At 63.5% G+C, this 19590-nt stretch carries 21 protein-coding genes, 1 tRNA gene and 2 pseudogenes; 11 read left to right on the forward strand and 13 right to left on the reverse strand.

Annotated elements, in window-relative coordinates:
• Positions 1 to 20: 20 nt before the first annotated feature.
• From C8J47_RS18565 to C8J47_RS18585, 5 genes are all read left to right on the forward strand, one after another.
• Positions 21 to 365, forward strand: coding sequence for a hypothetical protein (locus C8J47_RS18565; RefSeq protein ID WP_121886935.1), 345 nt, complete (start codon positions 21 to 23; stop codon positions 363 to 365).
• 62 nt (positions 366 to 427) lie between these two features.
• Positions 428 to 772, forward strand: coding sequence for a hypothetical protein (locus C8J47_RS18570; protein WP_121886936.1), 345 nt, complete (start codon positions 428 to 430; stop codon positions 770 to 772).
• Positions 773 to 774: 2 nt separating this feature from the next.
• A complete protein-coding gene (locus C8J47_RS18575) occupies positions 775 to 1392 on the forward strand; it encodes a tyrosine-type recombinase/integrase (RefSeq protein ID WP_147454375.1) in 618 nt (205 codons plus the stop codon).
• A 50-nt stretch (positions 1393 to 1442) separates the two neighbouring features.
• Positions 1443 to 1805 (forward strand): type II toxin-antitoxin system RelE/ParE family toxin, encoded by a 363-nt coding sequence (locus C8J47_RS18580; RefSeq protein ID WP_121886938.1) that lies wholly within the window; start codon positions 1443 to 1445, stop codon positions 1803 to 1805.
• The gene (locus C8J47_RS18585; protein ID WP_259467657.1) at positions 1802 to 2128 is read left to right on the forward strand and encodes a helix-turn-helix domain-containing protein; all 327 of its coding nucleotides are present in this window, start codon (positions 1802 to 1804) and stop codon (positions 2126 to 2128) included. The genes C8J47_RS18580 and C8J47_RS18585 overlap by 4 nt, the downstream gene beginning before the upstream one ends.
• Positions 2129 to 3247: 1119 nt before the next feature.
• On the opposite strand, the gene C8J47_RS18590 is transcribed toward C8J47_RS18585, so the two are convergent.
• Together C8J47_RS18590 and C8J47_RS19690 are read right to left on the reverse strand one after the other, a co-directional pair.
• Positions 3248 to 3616: a hypothetical protein gene (locus tag C8J47_RS18590; protein WP_121886939.1), complete on the reverse strand. Its 369-nt coding sequence runs from the start codon at positions 3614 to 3616 to the stop codon at positions 3248 to 3250.
• A 77-nt stretch (positions 3617 to 3693) separates the two neighbouring features.
• A complete protein-coding gene (locus C8J47_RS19690; RefSeq protein WP_259467658.1) occupies positions 3694 to 3816 on the reverse strand; it encodes a hypothetical protein in 123 nt (40 codons plus the stop codon).
• Positions 3817 to 3990: 174 nt separating this feature from the next.
• Here C8J47_RS19690 and C8J47_RS18595 point away from each other — a divergent pair, with 174 nt between their 5' ends.
• Together C8J47_RS18595 and C8J47_RS19695 are read left to right on the forward strand one after the other, a co-directional pair.
• The gene (locus C8J47_RS18595) at positions 3991 to 4167 is read left to right on the forward strand and encodes a hypothetical protein (RefSeq protein ID WP_404969297.1); all 177 of its coding nucleotides are present in this window, start codon (positions 3991 to 3993) and stop codon (positions 4165 to 4167) included.
• A 92-nt stretch (positions 4168 to 4259) separates the two neighbouring features.
• Positions 4260 to 4424: pseudogene (locus C8J47_RS19695) on the forward strand (IS3 family transposase); the annotation flags it as partial.
• A 152-nt stretch (positions 4425 to 4576) separates the two neighbouring features.
• On the opposite strand, the gene C8J47_RS19035 reads toward C8J47_RS19695, so the two are convergent.
• Positions 4577 to 6004: a hypothetical protein gene (locus C8J47_RS19035; RefSeq protein WP_147454376.1), complete on the reverse strand. Its 1428-nt coding sequence runs from the start codon at positions 6002 to 6004 to the stop codon at positions 4577 to 4579.
• 265 nt (positions 6005 to 6269) lie between these two features.
• Here C8J47_RS19035 and C8J47_RS18605 point away from each other — a divergent pair, with 265 nt between their 5' ends.
• The gene (locus tag C8J47_RS18605) at positions 6270 to 6770 is read left to right on the forward strand and encodes a MucR family transcriptional regulator (protein ID WP_121886981.1); all 501 of its coding nucleotides are present in this window, start codon (positions 6270 to 6272) and stop codon (positions 6768 to 6770) included.
• A 332-nt stretch (positions 6771 to 7102) separates the two neighbouring features.
• On the opposite strand, the pseudogene C8J47_RS18610 reads toward C8J47_RS18605, so the two are convergent.
• The 5 genes and pseudogenes from C8J47_RS18610 to C8J47_RS19700 all read right to left on the reverse strand — a co-directional run.
• Positions 7103 to 7578: pseudogene (locus tag C8J47_RS18610) on the reverse strand (IS5 family transposase); the annotation flags it as partial.
• A 925-nt stretch (positions 7579 to 8503) separates the two neighbouring features.
• Positions 8504 to 9187: a helix-turn-helix domain-containing protein gene (locus C8J47_RS18615; RefSeq protein WP_121886941.1), complete on the reverse strand. Its 684-nt coding sequence runs from the start codon at positions 9185 to 9187 to the stop codon at positions 8504 to 8506.
• Positions 9188 to 9212: 25 nt separating this feature from the next.
• Positions 9213 to 10469, reverse strand: coding sequence for a phage integrase central domain-containing protein (locus C8J47_RS18620; RefSeq protein WP_121886942.1), 1257 nt, complete (start codon positions 10467 to 10469; stop codon positions 9213 to 9215).
• Between the two features lie 158 nt (positions 10470 to 10627).
• Positions 10628 to 10720 (reverse strand) — tRNA-Ser (locus C8J47_RS18625).
• 79 nt (positions 10721 to 10799) lie between these two features.
• Complete coding sequence (locus tag C8J47_RS19700) at positions 10800 to 10925, reverse strand: hypothetical protein (RefSeq protein ID WP_259467661.1); 126 nt, start codon at positions 10923 to 10925, stop codon at positions 10800 to 10802.
• 65 nt (positions 10926 to 10990) lie between these two features.
• Between C8J47_RS19700 and C8J47_RS18630 the strand changes: the two genes are divergently transcribed.
• Together C8J47_RS18630 and C8J47_RS18635 are read left to right on the forward strand one after the other, a co-directional pair.
• Complete coding sequence (locus C8J47_RS18630) at positions 10991 to 11785, forward strand: DUF1134 domain-containing protein (protein ID WP_121886943.1); 795 nt, start codon at positions 10991 to 10993, stop codon at positions 11783 to 11785.
• Positions 11786 to 11987: 202 nt separating this feature from the next.
• Positions 11988 to 12338 (forward strand): hypothetical protein, encoded by a 351-nt coding sequence (locus tag C8J47_RS18635; protein WP_121886944.1) that lies wholly within the window; start codon positions 11988 to 11990, stop codon positions 12336 to 12338.
• A 334-nt stretch (positions 12339 to 12672) separates the two neighbouring features.
• Here C8J47_RS18635 and pyrC read toward each other — a convergent pair whose 3' ends face one another.
• Positions 12673 to 13710, reverse strand: a complete 1038-nt coding sequence (gene pyrC, locus C8J47_RS18640) for a dihydroorotase (protein WP_121886945.1) — start codon at positions 13708 to 13710, stop codon at positions 12673 to 12675.
• A gap of 105 nt (positions 13711 to 13815) precedes the next feature.
• Here pyrC and C8J47_RS18645 point away from each other — a divergent pair, with 105 nt between their 5' ends.
• A complete protein-coding gene (locus C8J47_RS18645; RefSeq protein ID WP_259467662.1) occupies positions 13816 to 14550 on the forward strand; it encodes a folate-binding protein YgfZ in 735 nt (244 codons plus the stop codon).
• 21 nt (positions 14551 to 14571) lie between these two features.
• Here C8J47_RS18645 and C8J47_RS19295 read toward each other — a convergent pair whose 3' ends face one another.
• The 4 genes from C8J47_RS19295 to C8J47_RS18660 form a co-directional block, all read right to left on the reverse strand.
• Positions 14572 to 14718, reverse strand: a complete 147-nt coding sequence (locus tag C8J47_RS19295) for a hypothetical protein (protein ID WP_183129181.1) — start codon at positions 14716 to 14718, stop codon at positions 14572 to 14574.
• 943 nt (positions 14719 to 15661) lie between these two features.
• Complete coding sequence (locus tag C8J47_RS18650) at positions 15662 to 16783, reverse strand: OmpA family protein (RefSeq protein WP_121886946.1); 1122 nt, start codon at positions 16781 to 16783, stop codon at positions 15662 to 15664.
• A 120-nt stretch (positions 16784 to 16903) separates the two neighbouring features.
• Positions 16904 to 17416, reverse strand: a complete 513-nt coding sequence (locus C8J47_RS18655) for a DUF2793 domain-containing protein (RefSeq protein WP_121886947.1) — start codon at positions 17414 to 17416, stop codon at positions 16904 to 16906.
• A gap of 25 nt (positions 17417 to 17441) precedes the next feature.
• A complete protein-coding gene (locus C8J47_RS18660; protein WP_121886948.1) occupies positions 17442 to 19589 on the reverse strand; it encodes a phage tail protein in 2148 nt (715 codons plus the stop codon).
• Position 19590: the final 1 nt, after the last annotated feature.

Below are 19590 nucleotides of genomic sequence, written 5' to 3' on the forward strand. Positions count from 1 at the left end.
GGGGCGATAGCAGCAGCCCCATGGTGGCGTCGCGCTTTCCCACCCGGTTCGTCTACGAACTGGCCTGGGCCGGCGAAGGCGAAGCCGGCGCGCCGTTCGTCATGGGGCTGATCGACGTCGATGCGTTGCGGGGGCAACGCCCCGCTCAGGACAGGTATGACGACGAACGGTCGGGGTCGGATGGCGATCGGTCGGCCCCTGGTCGGGGTGCAGTCGGGCCTCGGTCGGTGAACGGTGGCCCCCTCGAATCCACCAAAACCGCAGGTATCGTGCGGCCTCCAGCGCCGTGTCCCGCGCCGTCCCCGGAAACCACGCCGTCGGTCGCTGGCGGCGAACGCCGGTCATACGCCCACGCTGCCCGCTGATGCCGCGCCGCGCGCTTCCCCCGCTGCCGGGTCGGCACGATCCGGACAGCCTTGCTTCGCACATGGAGCGGTTCCTGTCGGCGCTCGCGGTGCGCAACTACTCACCGGCCACCATCTTGGACCGACGCCACAGCGTGGCGACGTTCATCCTGTGGTGCGGCGAACGCGGCATCGAGCGGCCCTATGAAGTGACCAAGCCGATCCTGGAGCGGTTCCAGCGCCACCTCTATTATCACCGCAAGAGCAACGGCGAGCCGCTGACGTTCCGCACGCAGGCAGCCCGGATGGTCCCCCTGCGCGCCTGGTCAAATGGCTCGCGCGCGAGAATCATATCGAGAATCGTATCCTGTCCAACCCGGCCTCCGAGCTGGAGTTGCCGCGTCCTGAGCGGCGTCTGCCGGCCGTAGTGTTGACGGCCGAGGAAGCCGAGGCGGTAATGGCGGTGCCGGACATCGCGGTGCCGCTCGGCCTTCGCGACCGCGCCATGCTGGAGCTGCTCTACGCGACTGCGATCCGGCGCGGCGAGCTGATCGCGCTCAAACTGTATGACGTGGACTATGCCCGTTCGACGCTCATCGTCCGGCAGGGCAAGGGCAACAAGGACCGGGTGGTGCCGCTCGGCGAGCGCGCCAAGGCCTGGCCGGTCGCCTACCGCGACCGCGTGCGTCCCGGCCTGGTGGTCGGCCGCGACCCCGGCACGCTGTTCCTCAGCCGCGACGGGCATGCGCTGGAAGCCAAGCGCCTGTCGGAGAAGGTGCGCGGCCACGTCGCCACGGCCGGCATCGGCAAGCCCGGCTCGTGCCATCTGCTGCGCCACACGGCCGCGACGCTGATGCTGGAGGGCGGGGCCGATATCCGGTTCATCCAGGCCCTGCTCGGCCATGAAAGCCTGGAGACGAGGCAGATCTACACCCGCGTGTCGATCGCCAAGCTGGCCGAGATCCACGCCGCCACGCACCCCGGCGCGCGCCTGGTCCGCGACCGTGCCCTCCTGGACGCCGCGCTCGCCGACGACGGCAAGGACTGAATAGCCCAGAGGCTATGGACAAATTATAGCCTGGGAGGTATATAGCGCCCATGCCGTGGATGGTCAGCAATCATGATGCGTTCGACCCCGAATACGATCTGCTGCCCGAAGCGGTTCAGGACGAGCTGCTGGCGCTGACCGGCCTGTTGGAGGTCTATGGTCCCCAGCTCGGTCGCCCGCACGCTGACACACTCTCCGGCTCGAAGCACAAGAACATGAAGGAGCTGCGGTTCGATGCCGATGGTGGTGTGTGGCGCGTGGCGTTCGCGTTCGATCCCGAGCGGCAGGCGATCGTGTTGGTTGCGGGCGACAAGGCAGGTGTGGCGCATAAGCGGTTCTACAAGAGCCTGATCGCCAAGGCCGACAAGCGGTTCGACAAGCATCTGGCGGCGCTGGTCGCGAAGGAGAAATGATGATGGGACGCACGCATAGCGAGATCATGGCAGCCATGCCCGAGGAGCGCCGTCGTCGTATCGAGGCCCGCACGGCCGAACTGGTCGGCGAGGTCGAAGGGTTGAAAGCCCTGCGACAGCTTGCCGAGCGCAGCCAGGTCGAGATGGCGACCACGCTCAAGATCAAGCAGCCCTCCGTTCACAAGATCGAGCGCCAGACCGATCTCTATCTCTCCACGCTGCGCCGCTATGTGGAAGCTGCTGGCGGGACGCTTGAACTGCGCGTCGAGCTGCCCGGCAAGGGGGTCATGCACCTGACCGGGGTCGGCGACCTCCACGGCTGATCGCCATCCTTCTCAGCCGCCTGCCCCCGCGCGCGTCCGCGCGCATGATGCTGGTCACGTTCTTTGACAGCCGCATCGCGGCACTGAAAACCGCCTCAAGGCGAATCTGGCATGCTGCCCGATCGCGTCCCCCGCGTGTGCGCGTAAGCCGCTGCACCGCCTCGGGAAAACCGCATCGGTAGGACCGAACCGCATCAAGCGGGCCTGTTGTCGCAAACAATACGGTCAATGGGCGTGATCCCACGGGAATGTATGATTGTGCAGGAAGTAAGGGGGAGTGCCGTGCGGTCGCGGCGCTAGCCAAAGGGCTGGATGGAGCAGCTAATTCTCGTAAGATCAGTAGCGACCAGCGGGCGACGCTAAGAAGCGCATCGGACGCTCTTGGTAAGGCTGGCGATCATAATGGAGTTACTGTTAATGTCCAAGATCTTGGTAAAACTGCGGATGGCAAATTAATTATGGGCCAGGATGACGCTAGCTCAAACACTTTAACTTTGAATACCAATGCCATATCGCAGGTCGCTGGGTCTGAGGGATGGAAGAGCGCTTTTGTTGCTGGCGTTAGCACGGTCGGGCATGAGGTAAGACATCTGCAGGACGGGTCTATACCTAGTGGCGATTATGACAAACGGATGAAGACTGAAGCGAATGGGTATGGTGTCAGCTCGTCAGTTGATCAGGACTTTGGAATGCCCGGCATCAATGGGCGGCAGATACAGAACGGAGCGGTCGCATCATGTGCCCAAGCGACTGGTCTATTCAGCGCATGCCAGGATTCGTCACGGCGCCTTTATCCAGGGGAATATCGATAGGATTGCTGTTGGCGTTCGTTACCACCGGTTGTGGGTCCCAAAGTTTCGACCTGAATCGCTGCTGGAATATTAAAGAACTTAAGGATGGATTCAGAATATCTGGCGACGCTATAATTGGAGCCAGTTCATTCGCTAGGCTGTTAATGCTTCCTGTTAATTGCGAGGGTATAGGCTTTATTGCTGAAATACTGATGGGACGTTGAGTATCCATTCAGGAAGCTCAAAGGACTCGATAGAAACCACGTTTTTCCAAGCGAATGTCTATGGTGTTGTAAAAGGCACCGCGCAAGGAAGACCGATGATGGTGTTAAAGAAGATCGATAATGTTGCTAAAATTAGGCCGGCATGGCTTCGGTCTAATTGATTCCGGTGTGGTCGTTATGTCCTGATCGATGGCCCCGACCTGCATGCCATTGCGCAAGCCAAGGGCCTCGGTGAGGCCGGCGCGGCTGTCGGTGTAGACGGCCGCACCGGTCCGGGCGCGACTGATCGCGACATAGACGGAGGATGCATCGACGGTGTTGGCGCGGAAGCATTCCAGATGCGCCAAGCCCAGATCGCACGTCGCCGCTTGGGCGCTGGTGATGGTCCGCACCCAACCGGGCCGGACGTGGCGGTCGGCAAGGTGCGCCAAGTCGAGCATGTCGCGCCGCCCGTCCTCGCGCTCGACCACCATGTCGGAGCCGGCGGGGTCGATCGCGACGACCTCGGCGGTGTGTCCGTTGAGCCGATCGGCGCGGTAGTTGTTGCAGGTTAACTGGATGCGGTCGCCTGCGCGACCTCGGTGAAGGCCTCGGCGACATCCGCGCCCCAGCGCGCTCGCTGCCAGCCGATGGGCTTGGGGGCAGCGCGCGCCTTGGCTGATTTCTTGGGCATGAGCCGCACGGTGCCGGTCGCGGGGTCGACGGCCTCGACGCGGTGCCCGACGCCGGCACGTGGGCGCCCCTTGCCGCCCTTGCGGAACGTGACGATGGCACCAGGCTGCGATCAGTATCACTGGGAACGACGGTTGCCGGGCAGCGTCGGACCAGTGTCAATATCCACGACGACGTGAGCGAGGCCAACTTCGTTGCGATGCGCGGACAGCGCGATGCTGGCCTGTCCGTTCCCGAGCTGCTGTTGCCTTCGATCCAAGTCAACATCCCTGCCGGCCATCTCCGTAAAGCAGAGGCCAACGGCGTCACCTACCTGCGTGTCCCGGTCAAGTGGCGAGCCGACCATCAATAATGCGATCGGTACACCGTTGCCACCGCGGTAGGGGCGGGAACTTAGCGTAACTTTCCAAGCATCCTCTTACCGGTCCCCAAGAACGTGCGCCGGTGCATCGCAGGGAGCGGCGGACCGTGCGCAATCGTGGCGTCCGCAAGCGCGGACCGGGCACGCGGGCGCCGATGGCGATCCCGCAGGAACCAAATAAGCGCCAGTCGCTCGACTTCGTATCGGACTCGTTGGCCTGCAGCCTGCGGTTCCGTAGACGGGTAATTCCTCTCGTTATCGAAAACCATCCGCACCGCTTCCTCGCGGACCTCTAGCGGAACCATGTTCGTCGTGGCCACATCTCTCAGGAGTTGGAGCCTCCGACGAACCCGAGGTGGTTAAGTAAAAATAACATGTATGCAAATATTTATTCAGTATACTATGAAGAACCACCTCCTATCATGTTATTCGCTCCCGAGTTGACGATATTATTAGCTACACCACTATAAGAGTTTGATTGAATATTAACTCGCTGAGAGTTCGGACGTAAATATATCGCTGTCACCAAAGGCCCACTGAACACGTTGCCGGTGATTACACCCGAGGCTCCCTGATAAGGACCAATGTGAATTCCGTCTTGATTCGTCGCTCCAGTATCGGTTGGAAAAGCATTTCCGATAATGGAAAATTGATATGGCTTAATTATATCAATCGCAATCTTTCCAGACAACCTTGCTCCGTAAAAGCTGTTTCCGGTGATTGAAACGCCGTCAATTAATCCTCCTATATATATATCGGAGATCGAGCTATTAAATTGACTCGAACTAATCGCAAGCTGATCATTGCCGACGTTTTTATCTGATAGAAACACGCCGAAACCGTTCCCAACGAAATTGCTTGATGTTATCTGAAGTCCCTGGAGATAGTCCCCATATACTATACCATAGTGACAAAAATTAAACTGGCTTCCTATAATATTTATCTGAATTGGGAATACAGCGACCGTTCCGCGGTCAATAAAACAAGTCCCCTCAGTTGCAAAACTGGCTCCGTTAGTACTACCAATTATTGTATCATTTGTCAGATTTGTATTGGATATCTGATATAGGTTTATTCCGATGCCCCAACGTGATGTTTTATCTGTATAGCCGTCAGCTCCACGGACAGTAACTTGGTCTATATGACTCTGCGCACTATTTATACTGTTGGAAAAATTATTGACGGCTATCCCATTCGTCGAATTACTTTTTGCAGTGGTCACTACACTAAGGCGGTCTATGTGGAAACTCTGATCCGGAGAATTTATATTTATAACCAATCCATCTGACCCTGATGGAAAACGAAGTTCGGTCGTATCGGATCCGTCTCCTTTAATGGTCACACTCGAGTTTGGGCTGGAATTTGGAAGACTTACAAATAGTCGTGTTGTGAAGGAATACCGGCCGGATGGAAAATAAACACATATATGTGTTCCGTCGGTTGCCGCGACCGCGTCCGTGAAGGCGGTGTTGCTTGGCGAGGATCCAGATGGGTCAGCACCATAGGCGGTGATATTTTGGCAGGCAGTTACTGCCTGAGCAGAAGACGGCATATAGAGTAATATTAAAAAGAGAATAATAAAAAATCTCGTCATATTATGTCCTGCCTTATTAATATGCGATTTAAGATACGATCTGAGCTGCCCACATGCCAAGTCAAGTGGATAACGCCGGACAAGGCTGCCAGCAGCTCGCGTTTTGGTTACCTTGCTGCGTGCCACGCTGTGGACGCTTTCGCTACGGTAGGAGCCAGACGGGCTATGCGCTTCAGCAAATCCGCCACTCGGTTTGCCAGCTGAGACTTTTAAGGCATCGTCAAGCCACACCATGGCCGTTTTTTGACATGCAAGCCCCTCCTGCTGGGTCGATCATCGAGGGTTGCATATGGCAGGCGGTGTGTCGTGCACGACTCGTGCTCGCGATAAAACAATCGTGATAGAAAGAATTCTGCCTCTCGATGCTGAATTTGCTAATAGTATCCGATTTCGATCGCGTAACGTCGGCGTAATTCGCTGAGCGTTTGCCTATGTTCGCAACAGGAAGATTATGATAAAAAGCGATATAATAGGGCGAGGCGGTCAAATGGAGTACTTTATGCCTGACGAAAGCTACCAGACCGACTCCTTGGAACTGGCAACCGAGTTGACGATTGCGTGGCTCCGCAATCCTAGTACCCGTACCTCCGCCGAGGACGTTCCAGCGTTCCTGATGCAAATGCATAGCAGCGTTCAGTCGCTTGTGGATGGTTCGCAAACTCCAGAAACTGCAGCCGAAGAGGTCCAGGAGTATGTCGGCGCCGTCACGGCTCGCAAATCGCTTGCCAACCCGGATCACATTATCAGCATGATCGATGGCAAGCCGTACAAGACCTTACGGGGCCATCTCTCGACCAATGGCATGACGCCCGCCGAATATCGCGAGCGCTACAATCTCAAAGCCGATTACCCAATGGTCGCTGCGACATACTCGGAAAGCCGTCGCGCTATGGCGAAAAAGATCGGCCTGGGTCGCAAGCCTGCTCAGACGAGCGCAGCGAAGGCAGGGGCAGCCAAGCCCGCACCGCGCAAGCGCAAGGCTGAAGACGCGGTAGAGTAGCCTCGAGCTGGCCTTCAGCGATGAAGGCCAGCTCCCTGGCTTGCTATCTCTTCTGCTCGTCCTCCGGCACGCCGCTGTAGCGCGCTGCTTTCTTCTCGCTCGGTTTGCGTCGAGGCTATTGGGTCGCTTGTGATCGTCACACGCCTAAAGGATGAGCAGCAGGGATAGCGACACAAAACCCATTTATATTGCGATATGATGGCCTTGAGCGTTGTCCCTTGTCAGGCTGAAACCCTCTATGATTTCGCGGTTATCCCAGATCGTCAGATCAAGTCCCGACATTCTGCCGGACCCTTCGACTATCGACCGTTCTTAGGGTCACGACTCATTGATCAGAGCCAGAAGTTGACGGTGCCGGCGAGCGCGATAGCGGAAAAGAAGACGGTCGTGCATCGATCGTAACAGCTAGCGACGCGGCGCCAGTCTTTCAGGCGGCCGAACATGATCTCAATGCGACTGCGGCTTCGGTAGCGGCGCTTATCGTATTTGATAGGGACGTTCCGGGATTTTCGGCCCGGAATGCATTGCGTTATGCCCTTTGCCTGAAGGGCGTCCCTGTACCATTCTGCGTCGTAGCCGCGGTCGCCCAGCATCCACTGCGCTTTGGGTAGACCGTCGAGCAGCGCGGCAGCGCCGGTGTAGTCGCTGACTTGGCCCGCGGTCATGAAGAAGCTGAGCGGTCTACCTTCTGCATCGGTGACGGCGTGCATCTTCGTATTCATACTGCCTTTGGTGCGACCGATGAGGCGCCCAAAGGCCCCCTTTTAACCCGCAGGCTCGATGCCGTGCAGTGTGCTTTCAGGTAAGGCGTCAAAGCCTGCAAAGCAGAGTGGTACCCAGCTTGCGGATACCATCAGTGCCAGCAGTCAGGAAACGGCTGCATCAACAGGCCCGACACAAGACTGCACCCGACCAAACCGCCAGATCATCAACACTTGTAACGCGGGAGCCATCCACACAAGACTGGCCGCTATCCACCACAAAACGGCGATGCCGCCCCCCGCCCGGCTTTCTGAACGACCGTTCGCTTCCCGAAAGCGGACGGGCGCCTTTCCACCAGTTCGTCGGGTCCATGTTGCGCACCCAAATACGGTGCAAGAACCCCCGCCTCGCCCGCGAGCTTTTCAGGTGGGTTTGGATGCAGTGGCTGGGCTGCTGCAGACCCGCCAAAATCTAGCCTTAAATGGCGGCGTTAAGCACTCCAGCTGGATGCAGATTGCTGCACCTCTATGCGGATGGCAGCCTCCTGTGGTGGCAAGCCAACGATCAACGCGACAGCCATGCCGCCGCCCCGATCGCTTCTGACCCCGCTGGATCCGGGGGGCCCAACTCCCCGCCCCCGATCCTGTGCCCCCAAATTACACGCTATTCCCCCCGCCTCGCCCGCGAGCTTTTCGTGTCGGTTCCGGTGCATTACCGGGCAACGCTCAGCCCCGCGGTATTCCGCCGTTCTTGGCCCGATATCACGGCAGCATCGACGGTGCGTTTGGGTGCACTAATAGGCGATTGGGCGAAACCGCATACACCAAGTCCATGTCTAACGTTCAAACACGCCAAACCGCGCGATCCTGCCACCGCGGGTCGGCGCGGGAGCACTGTCACAGGGGACGACCGATGAGCGTCCGACACACCCCGTCGACCATGCCCGAACATCGGATCGTTTGAGGAGCCTGTCGCGGTTGTCGATCGGCGATCTTCCCTTTCTGTAAATGAATGCTGCTGGTTTCAGACCGCTAGGCGGACTCGCGCTCATTCTCTTCCAGGGCGTCCGCCAGTCTGGCCAGGGCGGCCGCCAGCGCCTCGTTATGGACACTAACGCCCACCGCTTCGCGCAACGGTAGCTGAGCCACCATTTCCGCCAGCTCGATGTGGTGTTGCTCAAGGGCCTGGACCACGTCGGCGGGCACCGGTGCGGGACCGATGATGCGCTCCACGATCACGCGGGCAAACTCCGGGATGCATAATCGGTACGCGTTGCTGATTTGGCGGATTCTGGGCCCGGCACCTTCCGCCTTGGGAATCGGTTCTGTCCTGCGGATCCAATCAAGAAAGCCGTGATCCTTGAGCGCTTTTAACGCGCGCACGATAGCGTCACGCGAACGCCGCAGCTTTCCCATGAGATAGTCGATCGACGGCTCGAGCCGGCCTGACCGGTGACACACGATGCGATACAGCGCGCGCAGGACTTCCAGACCGACATGACCTAGCGGTCCGTTACGCTTGCCATGCTGCTTGTGCTGCCGGTCATACCCTTCTGCCGCGATCATGGCGGGCCCCATCTGACGCTTGCTGACCGGTCGCCACAACCGGGCCTCGCACGAGCCCTTGGGACGACTGTCGCGCCGAACACGATTACGGGACAAGCCGTGCTGGCTGGCCTTGCCGCCGATGATCTCGTGGAGCGAGCGCGCGGTCATACCACCGCTCCCTGAGCGGCAACGCCTAGCGCCGCGGTCCTTCGAGTAGCTCCGCTGCCGGCGCAAACCCATCGAGCAGGAGGTCCGCCCACTCCTGCGCGATCTCGGTGCGTCGCTGCAGGTACGCGGCTCGGTTGTAGGTCGCCTCCACCCCTTCGGGAATGTGCGCCAGCATCAGATCGATGATCGCGCGATCGCCCGGTCGGTTTAACGTCTGCGCGCGTTCGTTCATCACCGTCGAGAATGTCGATCGCCAGCCGTGCGGCACATGCCGCGCCCGGACCGCCAGACGATTGTAGAAATACCCGATCGCATTCTCGCTGATCGGCTTGTGCGCGTGCCGCTGGCTCGGAAAGACCAGCGGGCCGCGCGGCGCGAAGGCACGCGCCGCCTGAAGAACCTCCATCGCCTGTCTGGACAGTGGCACCAGAAAGTCGAAACGCTCGTCCTGCTTGCGCGCGACCTTCAATTTCATGCGGTCCGCCGGAATGCGCCAGACAGGCGCATCCTCGCTCAAGGCCTCCAGCTCGGCCCAACCGGTCGTCCGAAGCGTACCCGGCCGCAGCGCCGTCAGGGCGAGCAGTCGCGAAGCGAGCTTGGTCATGGGATGCGCTGCCGATGCCTCGGCCGCCGTCAGTAGCGCTCGCGCATCCTCCAGCGACGCCAACGCTGGCTGCCGCTTCTTGATGAGCGGCTTCATCGCTCCTCGAATCGATACAGCCGGATCGCTCGTCGCGTATCCCGACGCTATCGCAAAGCCGTACACGGCCGAGATGCGCTGCCGAACGCGACGTGCCGTCTCGACCGACGGGCGATCCTCGATCCGCCGCACGAGTTGAAGCACCATGGGCGAGGTCACCGCAGCAACGGGCGTCGAGCCGATGTACGGAAAGACATCCTTCTCGAGGCTGTTCAAGACGTCGGCCGCATGCACAGCGACCCAGCTCGACACCTGCTGGGCGTGCCATTCCCGCGCTACTGCCTCGAACGTCGTTGCATGCTCGATATGCCGAACCGCCGCGGTTTGCTTCCGGTCGACGCCCGGATCGGTCCCTGCCTTCAAAAGGCGTGACGCCGCGTCCCGGTGCTCGCGTGCCAGCGCGAGGCTTACGTCGGGATAGCTGCCCAGCACGAGCAGCTTTTCCTTGCCAGCGATTCGGTATTTCCAGCGCCAGGAGCGGAAGCCGGTGGTCGTCACGAACATGTGAAGCCCCCGGGCGTCGGACAGCTTGTAGCTCTTGTCCGCTGCCTTGGCCTGTCGGCAGCGTAATTCGGTCAGCACTCGATACCCCCAGAACGTCTTCAGCGTACCCCCAAAATACCCCCAACAAGCGTGCGCTTGAGTGGGAAACTATGGGATCGTGTGAGACTACCGCGCTATTAAAAGCGAGGCAAATCCAAGGCTTCTGAGATGGTTTGGGATGCTGTGAAACACTAAAATGGCGGAGACGGAGGGATTCGAACCCTCGGTACCAGTAAACCCGGTACGGCGGTTTAGCAAACCGCTGGTTTCAGCCACTCACCCACGTCTCCGGCTGCAGCAGATGCGGGGCTATAGCGAGGGTCGTCGCGGGGGGCAACGGCTGTCTTCGCGTCATTCGCTCTCTTCGTGTCATTCATCGCGAATTCGCCCAAATTCGACACGCGCGGCCGGTTCGTTCATTGCGCGGCAAGGCCGAGGTTGGTTACGCTGGCCGAGCGAGAGGACCGGGTCGACCGGTCCGATCGGATCGGCCATGTCGGGGTCGATGGTTTCAAGGTCGATCGTTTGGTGCCCCGTTTGCGGACGCCGGTTTGGGGACAATGATCATGCGTGACTTCTGGCTCGGCTTGGGTGCCTTCGCCGCCGCGATGTGTGGAGGCACTGGCGGTGCCGCCGCGCAGGTGCGCACGATCGATCCCAACCAGGCGATCGATGGAGACCTCGCGCCGCGCGCCTATACCGCGCCGTCGCGCGCGCAGACGACCACGCAGCCGTCGCGGCCCGCCGATATCGATACGCAGGTCCAGTCCGACCCGACGCCCGCCCCGGCTCCGCCCCAGAATTCGGCGTCAGCTCCAGCGGCGGACCCGGCCTCGCCGACCGCCCGCGCGGAAGCGACGACGCAGGCGGCCGACACCTATCAGCGCGACGACCTGCTGGCGGCGGGCGAAGGCGTATTCGGCAAGGGCGCAGCGGGGCTCGGCGGCATCCTCGAAAAGATCCTCAAGGACCAGGGCCAGCCCAATGCGTACATCGCCGGGCGCGAGGCGTCGGGCGCGTTCATCCTCGGCGTGCGCTACGGTTCGGGAATCATGAGCCACAAGGTCGAGGGCCAGCAGCCGGTCTACTGGACCGGGCCGTCGGTCGGCTTCGACGTCGGCGGCGATGCGAACAAGGTCTTCGTGCTGGTCTACAACCTCTACGACACCGAAGAGCTCTACAAGCGCTTCCCCGCGGTCGAGGGGCGTCTGTACCTGGTCGGCGGGTTCGCCGCGACCTATCTGCGGCGCGGCAACGTCGTCCTGATCCCGATCCGCCTCGGCGTCGGCTGGCGCGCGGGCGTCAACGTCGGCTATATGAACATCACACACAAGAGCCGGTGGCTGCCATTTTAAGCGCAGGCGGGCAGCCGGCCACGCCCGGCCGACTCCGCCAAGCCCGGCCGGCGGGCAAAGCCTGTCCGACGGCATGGGCTTTGCCCATGACGCGCGCCACACGCGACACGCCTGACCGGCTCACACCGCCCACCCTCATCCCGACGCCCGCCAAATCCAGGCGACGAGTTGACGCCCCCTCCCCACGCGCTACCCCAGGCGAATGGCAAAACCCGACCGCCTCGCCCGCCTCGACGCCCAGCGCGAGGATCTCGAAACCGAGTACCGCGACACCCTGAACGCCGCGCTGGCAAAGACCGCGTCGGGATCGCTTGGGCTGTTCGACCGGAGCCCGGACCGCCGCGTCCGCGCCGCGATCGCCCCGACGATCGACGCGCTCAACGAGATGGGCGCGGACATCGACGCGATGCGCGACCGCCTGCTGCTCGAACCGTTCGCGCTCCACCACGACTTCTTCGCGGCGCGCGGCCCGGTCAGCGCCAGCGCAGTCGGCGAACAGAAGGAAGCGCGGTTATGGCTGGACCGGCTGAACGCAGCGGATCCTACACGCTGAGACGGTACGTCTTCGCGGGATAAACCCCGGCGTTCGATCTCAAAGGCGATCGCCATTCACCGCGCAAACGATCGCCGACATGCCGAAGAACCAGGCCACGCTGGCACATACGATATCGCAACGCCGATACGCACCCGGGACGCCACGGGCATCATGTGAATCCCGCCAAACAGCGCTGCCAGCGCCAAGCCCGGGATCGACCAGCGAAATAGACCGTCGACGATCCAAACCGGCAGGACCGGGTACACGAAGACCCAGACCAGCAGGATGGCGAACGGTCCTACGCCCGCAACGGCCGGCGCAAGACTCCAGCGGCCCTAAAGCCCCCCAAGACTCACCCCTCGAATCGCCACCCGACCGTCGTCCCCGCCAGGAACGGCACCACCGCGGTCGCGCCCTCGCCGATCGACGCCGGCACCTCGACCGGATCGCGCACCAGCGTCACCGTACCGTCGTTCAACGGCAGCCCGTAGAACCGCGCGCCATGCTCGGACGCGAACGCTTCGAACTTGTCGATCGCGCCCTCTTCCTCGAACACGCGCAGATACGCCTCGAGCGCGAACGGTGCGTTGAAGATCCCCGCACACCCGCAGCCCGACTCCTTCGCGCCGACGACATGCGGCGCGCTGTCGGTGCCGAGGAAGAACCGCGGCGATCCTGATACCGCTGCCTTGCGGACCGCGAGGCGGTGCGTCTCGCGCTTCAGCACCGGCAGGCAATAGGCGTGCGGCCTGAGCCCACCGTCGAACAGCGCGTTGCGGTTGATCAGCAGATGCTGCGGCGTGATCGTCGCGGCGATCGGGTACGAGGCTTCGGTGACGAACGCAGCGGCTTCGGCGGTGGTGATGTGCTCCAGCACGATCTTGAGCGCTGGATAGTCGCGCGTCAGCGGCGTCAGGACACGCTCGACGAACACCGCCTCGCGGTCGAAGATGTCGATCGACTTGTCGGTCACCTCGCCGTGGATCAGCAGCGGCATGCCGATTCGCTGCAACGTCTCCAGCACCCCGGTCAGCGCGCGAATATCGGTGACGCCGTGCGCCGAGTTGGTCGTCGCATGCGCGGGGTACAGCTTGCACGCGGCGAACACGCCCTCCGCATAGCCGCGCTCGATCTCCGCCGGGTCGGTACCGTCGGTTAGGTAACACGTCATCAGCGGGGTGAAACCGACGTCTCCGCCGAGCGCCGCCATGATCCGGTCGCGATACGCCTTGGCGGCCTCGATCGTCGTCACCGGCGGAGTGAGGTTCGGCATGATGATCGCGCGCGCGAACTGCCGCGCGGTGTGGTGCGCGACCGCGTCCAGCATCGCGCCATCGCGCAGGTGGACGTGCCAGTCGTCGGGGCGGCGGATCGTGAGGCGCTCGGTCATGCACTTCTCCTATCGGCGCGGGCGCGTCGGCGCCATATCCCTGTGGCGATATCCCCGTGGTGCGATCCAGCTTGGAAATCGCCGCCCGCGCACTAGGTGGTGGCTATGGACCAGCAACCTTCCGCAACGATGCTCGCCGATCGCAGCGTGATCCGCGTCGCCGGCGACGACGTGCGCGGCTTCCTGCAGGGCCTCGTCACCGCCGATACCGCGGCGCTCACGCCCGACGCCCCCGCCTGGGCCGCGCTGCTCTCGCCGCAGGGCAAGGCGCTGTTCGACTTCATCCTCTGGGCAGACGGCGATGCGGTGCTGATCGATGCCGAGGCGACGCAAGCCGAAGCACTCGCGAAACGCCTGTCGATGTACCGGCTGCGCCGCGCGATCACGATCCAGCCCGATGAGCGCAAGGTGCATTGGTCGTCAGGGGGAGAGGGCATCCCCGACCCGCGTCTCGCCGCGCTCGGCCGGCGCTGGCTCGCCCCGGCGTCCGAACCCGCGCGGGACTGGCACGCACATCGCTTGACGTTGGGCGTCGCCGAAGGTGTCGGCGAGCTAGGCGCAGGCGAAACTTTGTGGCTCGAATGCAACGCACGCGAACTGAACGGCGTCAGCTTCACCAAGGGATGTTACGTCGGGCAGGAGAACACCGCGCGAATGCATCACCGCGCCAAGGTCAACCGCCGCCTCGTCATCGCGCCCCTCACTGAAACCGGACCGCGCACACGCGCCGCGTATCCCGAACTCGGCCTGATGGTCGAGCACCGCCGCATCGGCGCGCTCGGCGACGCGATCGTCCCGGATTGGCTGGCCGCGGCGCTGGCGGACACCGCCTCGGACTGACGACCGACCGACGGCGCGCGGTCACTTCGCCTTCGACGGCGTGATCTCGCTGCCCTTGACCCGCCACACACGCTTGTCCGGCGTCGCGACGAACACCGGCATATGCAGGCTGTACGAGGCGAACACGTGGATCTCGGTCGGGACGGGATCGAGTAGATGGTTGACCACGAACCGACCGGCGTCGCGCCCGGCGGCAGCGTCGGCGCGGTCATGGCGAGGCAGCCGAGCGTGTAGGGGCGTGATGCCACCACTCTGCCGTCGCGATCGACGAGCACGCGGTAGTGGCCGCCCATCGGAAACGTCGCCGCCTCCTTCTGCGCCGACAGCAGGTAGACCGCGATCAACCCGTCGTTTTGCGGCGGGAGCACGACGCTGTTGAACGGCAGCGGCGTGCAGGGCTTGTACCCGCGCGCGACGGCCGCCTGTGTCGCCACCTCGCGGGCGCGCACCAGTAGAGCCTGCGCGGGTGTCAGCGCGGCCGGTCGCACGAGGACCTCCTGCGACACGACCTTCCCGCCGCGCACGTCCGCCACGAAGAACGCCTGCGCCGCAGCCCCCGCCCCGCGGTAATAGGTCACGTGCAGCGTCCGCGGATCGGGCTGCTCGACGACATACCCGCCGGCACCGCGCAGTTCGCTTTTCGGGATCGCGGCGGTCAACGCATCCGAGCTGACCCACGCCGCCCGATCGAACGTATAGAGCAGCGATCCAAGCCTAGCCGCCTGCGCGATACGCTGAGCGTCGGACGGCCCGCCCGGAATGGGGCTGCTCGGCGTTGGCCTGCTCGGCGTGGGCGGCAATGCTACCGAACCGGCCGATGACACCTCATTTTGCTGGGGCACGGCGGGTTCGCGAGGACCGGTCGTCCCCTGGAGAACGGCGGCACCGATCGTAAGGATATGCGCGATGCCCAAAGTCATGTCCCCCAAGGCGAAGCACTATGCTGGACGCTGCAATGGCGACAGGCAAGGCCACGCCAATCTCGATCAAGCCCTGGTCTAATCCTCGAACTACCGCTCGCCATCGCGCGCAAAAGAAAAGGGAGGCCAGCTTGCGCAGACCTCCCCAAACTTCGTTCCGTAGCCGACCCGAGGGTCGACTGGCGAAAGTCTTACTGGCCCGAACCCGGACCGTAGGTGACTTCCACGCGACGGTTCTGCACTTCGCGAACGCCATCGGCGGTCTCGACGCGCGGACGGGTCTCGCCGAACGCTTCCGTCGAGATGACACCCTCTGGGATGGCATGCGACGACAGGTACGCCTTGGCGGCGTCTGCACGACGCTGCGAGAGACCGACGTTGTACGATGCTGCACCCGACTTGTCGGTGAAGCCCGCGATCATGACCTGGGCATTGCCGCACGACTGGTACTGCGTGACGGCGTTGTCGAGGATCGATGCTGCCTCTGGCGTGATGTCCGACTTGTCCCATTCGAAGAACACGATGAACGGACCAGGCGAGCAGACGACTTCTGCTGGCGGCGGCGGCGGCGGCGGAGCAACTGGCTCCGGCGGCGGCGGCGGCGGCGGAGCAACCGGCTCGGCAGGCGAACCGAAGTTGTACGTCAGGCCACCGAGGATGCTGTGCGAGCGGTAACGACCGTCGAACACGCGGTTCGACACGTCGACCAGCTTGACGTTCTCAGCATTGAAGAAGCGATACTTCAACGTTGCGTCGACGTGGTTGCTGAGCGGTGCACGGATACCGGCAAGACCCTGATACGCGAACACGGTGTCCGAGTCGTTCAGGAAGTCGCCACCGCTGGTGATGCCGTACTTCGCCTTGACGCGAGCAACACCGACACCGCCGCCGACGAAGCCCTGGATGCCGTCGTCCGGACCGAAGTCCAGAAGGCCGTTCAGCATGAAGCTGAGCGCCGACGACGAACCACCGGCACCGTCATAGCTGCCAGCTGCGGCATTGCCGCGAACGCCAGCCTGCGTGAAGGTCGGCGTGGTCGTGGACGACGTGTAGCCGTCAACGGTTGCACGACGATAGCCGACTTCGGTTTCCAGACGGAAACCACCAAAGTCGTAACCCATCACGCCATCGACGTCATAACCGTAGTTATGATCGACCGAACCTGCGCTGTTCAGGTTACCGATGTCATAGTTGATATCTTCAACGATCATCGCACCGCCATCGACGCCAACGTACCACGACTTGTCGCGGGCGAGGGCGGGAGTGGCGAGTGCGGTGGAGGCGAGTGCCAGAACGACGGCAAGCTTCCGCATACTAAATCCCCTTTCATGAGTGTCACACGGACATCGCAAACTCCCTATCCTCGGCCTTGTTTCCACGCAAGCGAACAAAAGTTCCCACTGTGGCAGGAACGACACAGTTTTCGCCGTGTTTCAGGCAGATATCATCCCGTGGCCGCGCAATGCGTCCAGGATGGCCACGATTGCGCTTCTCGCGTCGCTATCGGCGGGCGTGGCGCCAGCGAGCAGCGCAGGCGGATTCGCGATCGCCGGACGCCTTGCACCGACCACGATCTGCCCGCCGATCGTCACGTTGGTACCCGACATGACGCCGCTCGCCCAGGTTCCCGCGCTGAACCGCACGATGTGTCGGTCGCCGCCATGCCACACCATCATTCCCTCGCGTGGCACGACGAATCGCCAGCCGCCTGCCGTCCAGGCTGCGAGCGCGAACGCGTGTCCGGCCCAGTCGCCGGTCGGCGCCGCGCCGAGGATCCATGCCGCCCCCAAATCCGGGTCGGCCGGCGGCACCGTCGTACCGACCGCAAGGACACTCGCCTGAACCGCGATATCGAGGATCGCCAACGCCTCGTTGTGCGTCGATTCTTTCTGCGCCTGCCCCGGTTGCACCAGCGGCAGCGAAAGCCGCGATGTCGTGTCGCTCATGGTCCACTCCCCCTATCGTTCGAATTCAGGCCGGTATCGTCAGATGCGCCGCCAGCGATTCGCCGAAGATTCCGCGCTGGGATATCGCCAGCGAGACCGCGCCACCGGCCAACTCGGTGTCGGTCAGCGTGACGAGCGGCGCGGTCGTGTCGACGGTGCGCGCCACGCCGCCCGCGGCGATCGTCACCCGGTACGCTTCGCTTTCTTCTGCAAGCGGCGCATCCACCCCGTCGATCCAGCGCCACCCGGCGCGGCTCCGACGAACCCAGCGCACCGTCGCGCCGCCGTCACCGTCACGCGTGAAGGTGACGTGGACCGGCGACGGCGGCACGACCGAGGCGCCACGGATCACGCAGCGCATCTCGATCGGGCTCACGTCGCCGACGCCCGACGCCATCACCCGCACCTCGCGGCCCAGCACCGACAGCGGCAGGTCGATCGTCCGCGCGGCATCCGCCTCCAACAGCACGAACCGATCGCCCGCGACTTGGCGGCTCGCCGCCTCGGTGCCCCGCCGCCCCCGCAACAGCGTCTGCAGCCGCCAGCGCCCGCCGCCAAGCGGCTCGGCCCGCCCGAACTGCACCAGTTCGTCGCCTAGCAGCGCGAGATTGCTCCCTCGATCGAGCGCATCCGCATCGGCATCCGCCAGCATCATGGCGGGATGCGCGAGCCGCACGTCGAACGCACCACGCCGGTCGATCATCGTCGCCGGCCCGCCCGCCACCACCGCCTCGACCACACCGATCACGCCCGGCGCCGCGCTTGCGCCCGCCGCCGTCCAACTGATCCCGTCGTCGACGCTGTAGAGCAACGCCGCCTGCCGCCATCCCGCGCCTGCACCCGCCGCGACCACCGTCATCCGCGGCATCGACAACGGCGCATCGTCGAGCCCCGGTATCTCGAACGCCTGGAGGATCGTCGCGTCGACCACCGCATCGACCGCGCCGACCACCCGGCCGCTGGTCGCGGTCGCCGGGATCGACGCGATCGTCACCGGCACGAGGCCGAGCGTCGTCACCATTCCTTCGATCGCGGTGTCGGTCACCCGCCAGACGCCCGCCTCGCCCGCGATCGTCACGCAAGCGCCCGGCGCGATCGCCATCGCTGCGAACCTCGCCGTTACCGTCCGCCGCACGCGCCCCGCCTCGGCACGCGCCAGCATCGCCTCCGCCACCGTCTTGGCCGCACCCGCGTCGAGCACCGCCGGCACCTCGACCCGCTCGTCGCGCACGCCCGCACCCGGTCGCCGCGCGCGCTGCACACCCGTCTGGTAATCGCGCGCCGCATCGTAATAGCCGAGCGTCACGGTTCGCGGCACCGTCTCGATCGCGGCAACCGCGCGCGTCCGCCGCGCCCCCTTGTCGCCGACCGCAAAACCCTCGTCCGCGACCTGCACGATCGCCGCCGCCGCATCGCGCATCGCCAGTCCGTCGCCGACCGGCGCGAACCACGCCCCGCTCGCCTGTCCGAGCAGGTCCAGCACGGCGCGGACGCTCCCGCCCGACGCCGCGAACCCGCCGACCGACAACGCGGCAGCCCCGGAGACCTCCTCCGCCAGCTCGGCTGCGATCGTCGACACCAGTACCGCGCCCTGATCGGCGATCACCTCGAACGTCAGCGACGGGATCCGATTCCCGAAATCCGCCAGCTGCAGCATCTCGAACACCGCATACGCCGCGCCGCGATAGGCCGGCGTCGCGCCCCCTTCCGCCGACGCGATCAGCGGATCGACCGCCTGATCCTCGCCGCCGAGATGCAACCGGAACCCCGTCGCGGTCTTGAAATCGCCGCCCGCCCCGCGCAGCAATTTCCCCTCCGCCCAGATCCGCCCCACCCCCAGGATCGCACGCGCCGACAGCAGCACCGCGAACGACGCCGCATAGGAATAGGTCGAGGTGCTCGGCTGCCCCTTGCCGCCCCGCGACGTCGACCGGCTCTCGATCAGGTCGGTCGCCCAGATCACCGTCCCCGCCACGCGCAGCGTCCCGAACAGTTTCGGGATCTGGCTGCGGTACGACGACGTCTGCACCGCCAGCTCGACCAGCCGCGGCCCCTCGCGCCGCTTGGGCGCGAACAGCGCATGATCGACCGATTGCCCGATCAACGCGCCGATCGCGCCGCCGATCGGTCCGCCCACCGCGGTGCCCACCGCCGTCAGGATCAAGGTCGCCATG

Source organism: Sphingomonas sp. PP-F2F-G114-C0414 (assembly GCF_003688595.1).
Taxonomy (GTDB): Bacteria; Pseudomonadota; Alphaproteobacteria; order Sphingomonadales; family Sphingomonadaceae; genus Sphingomonas.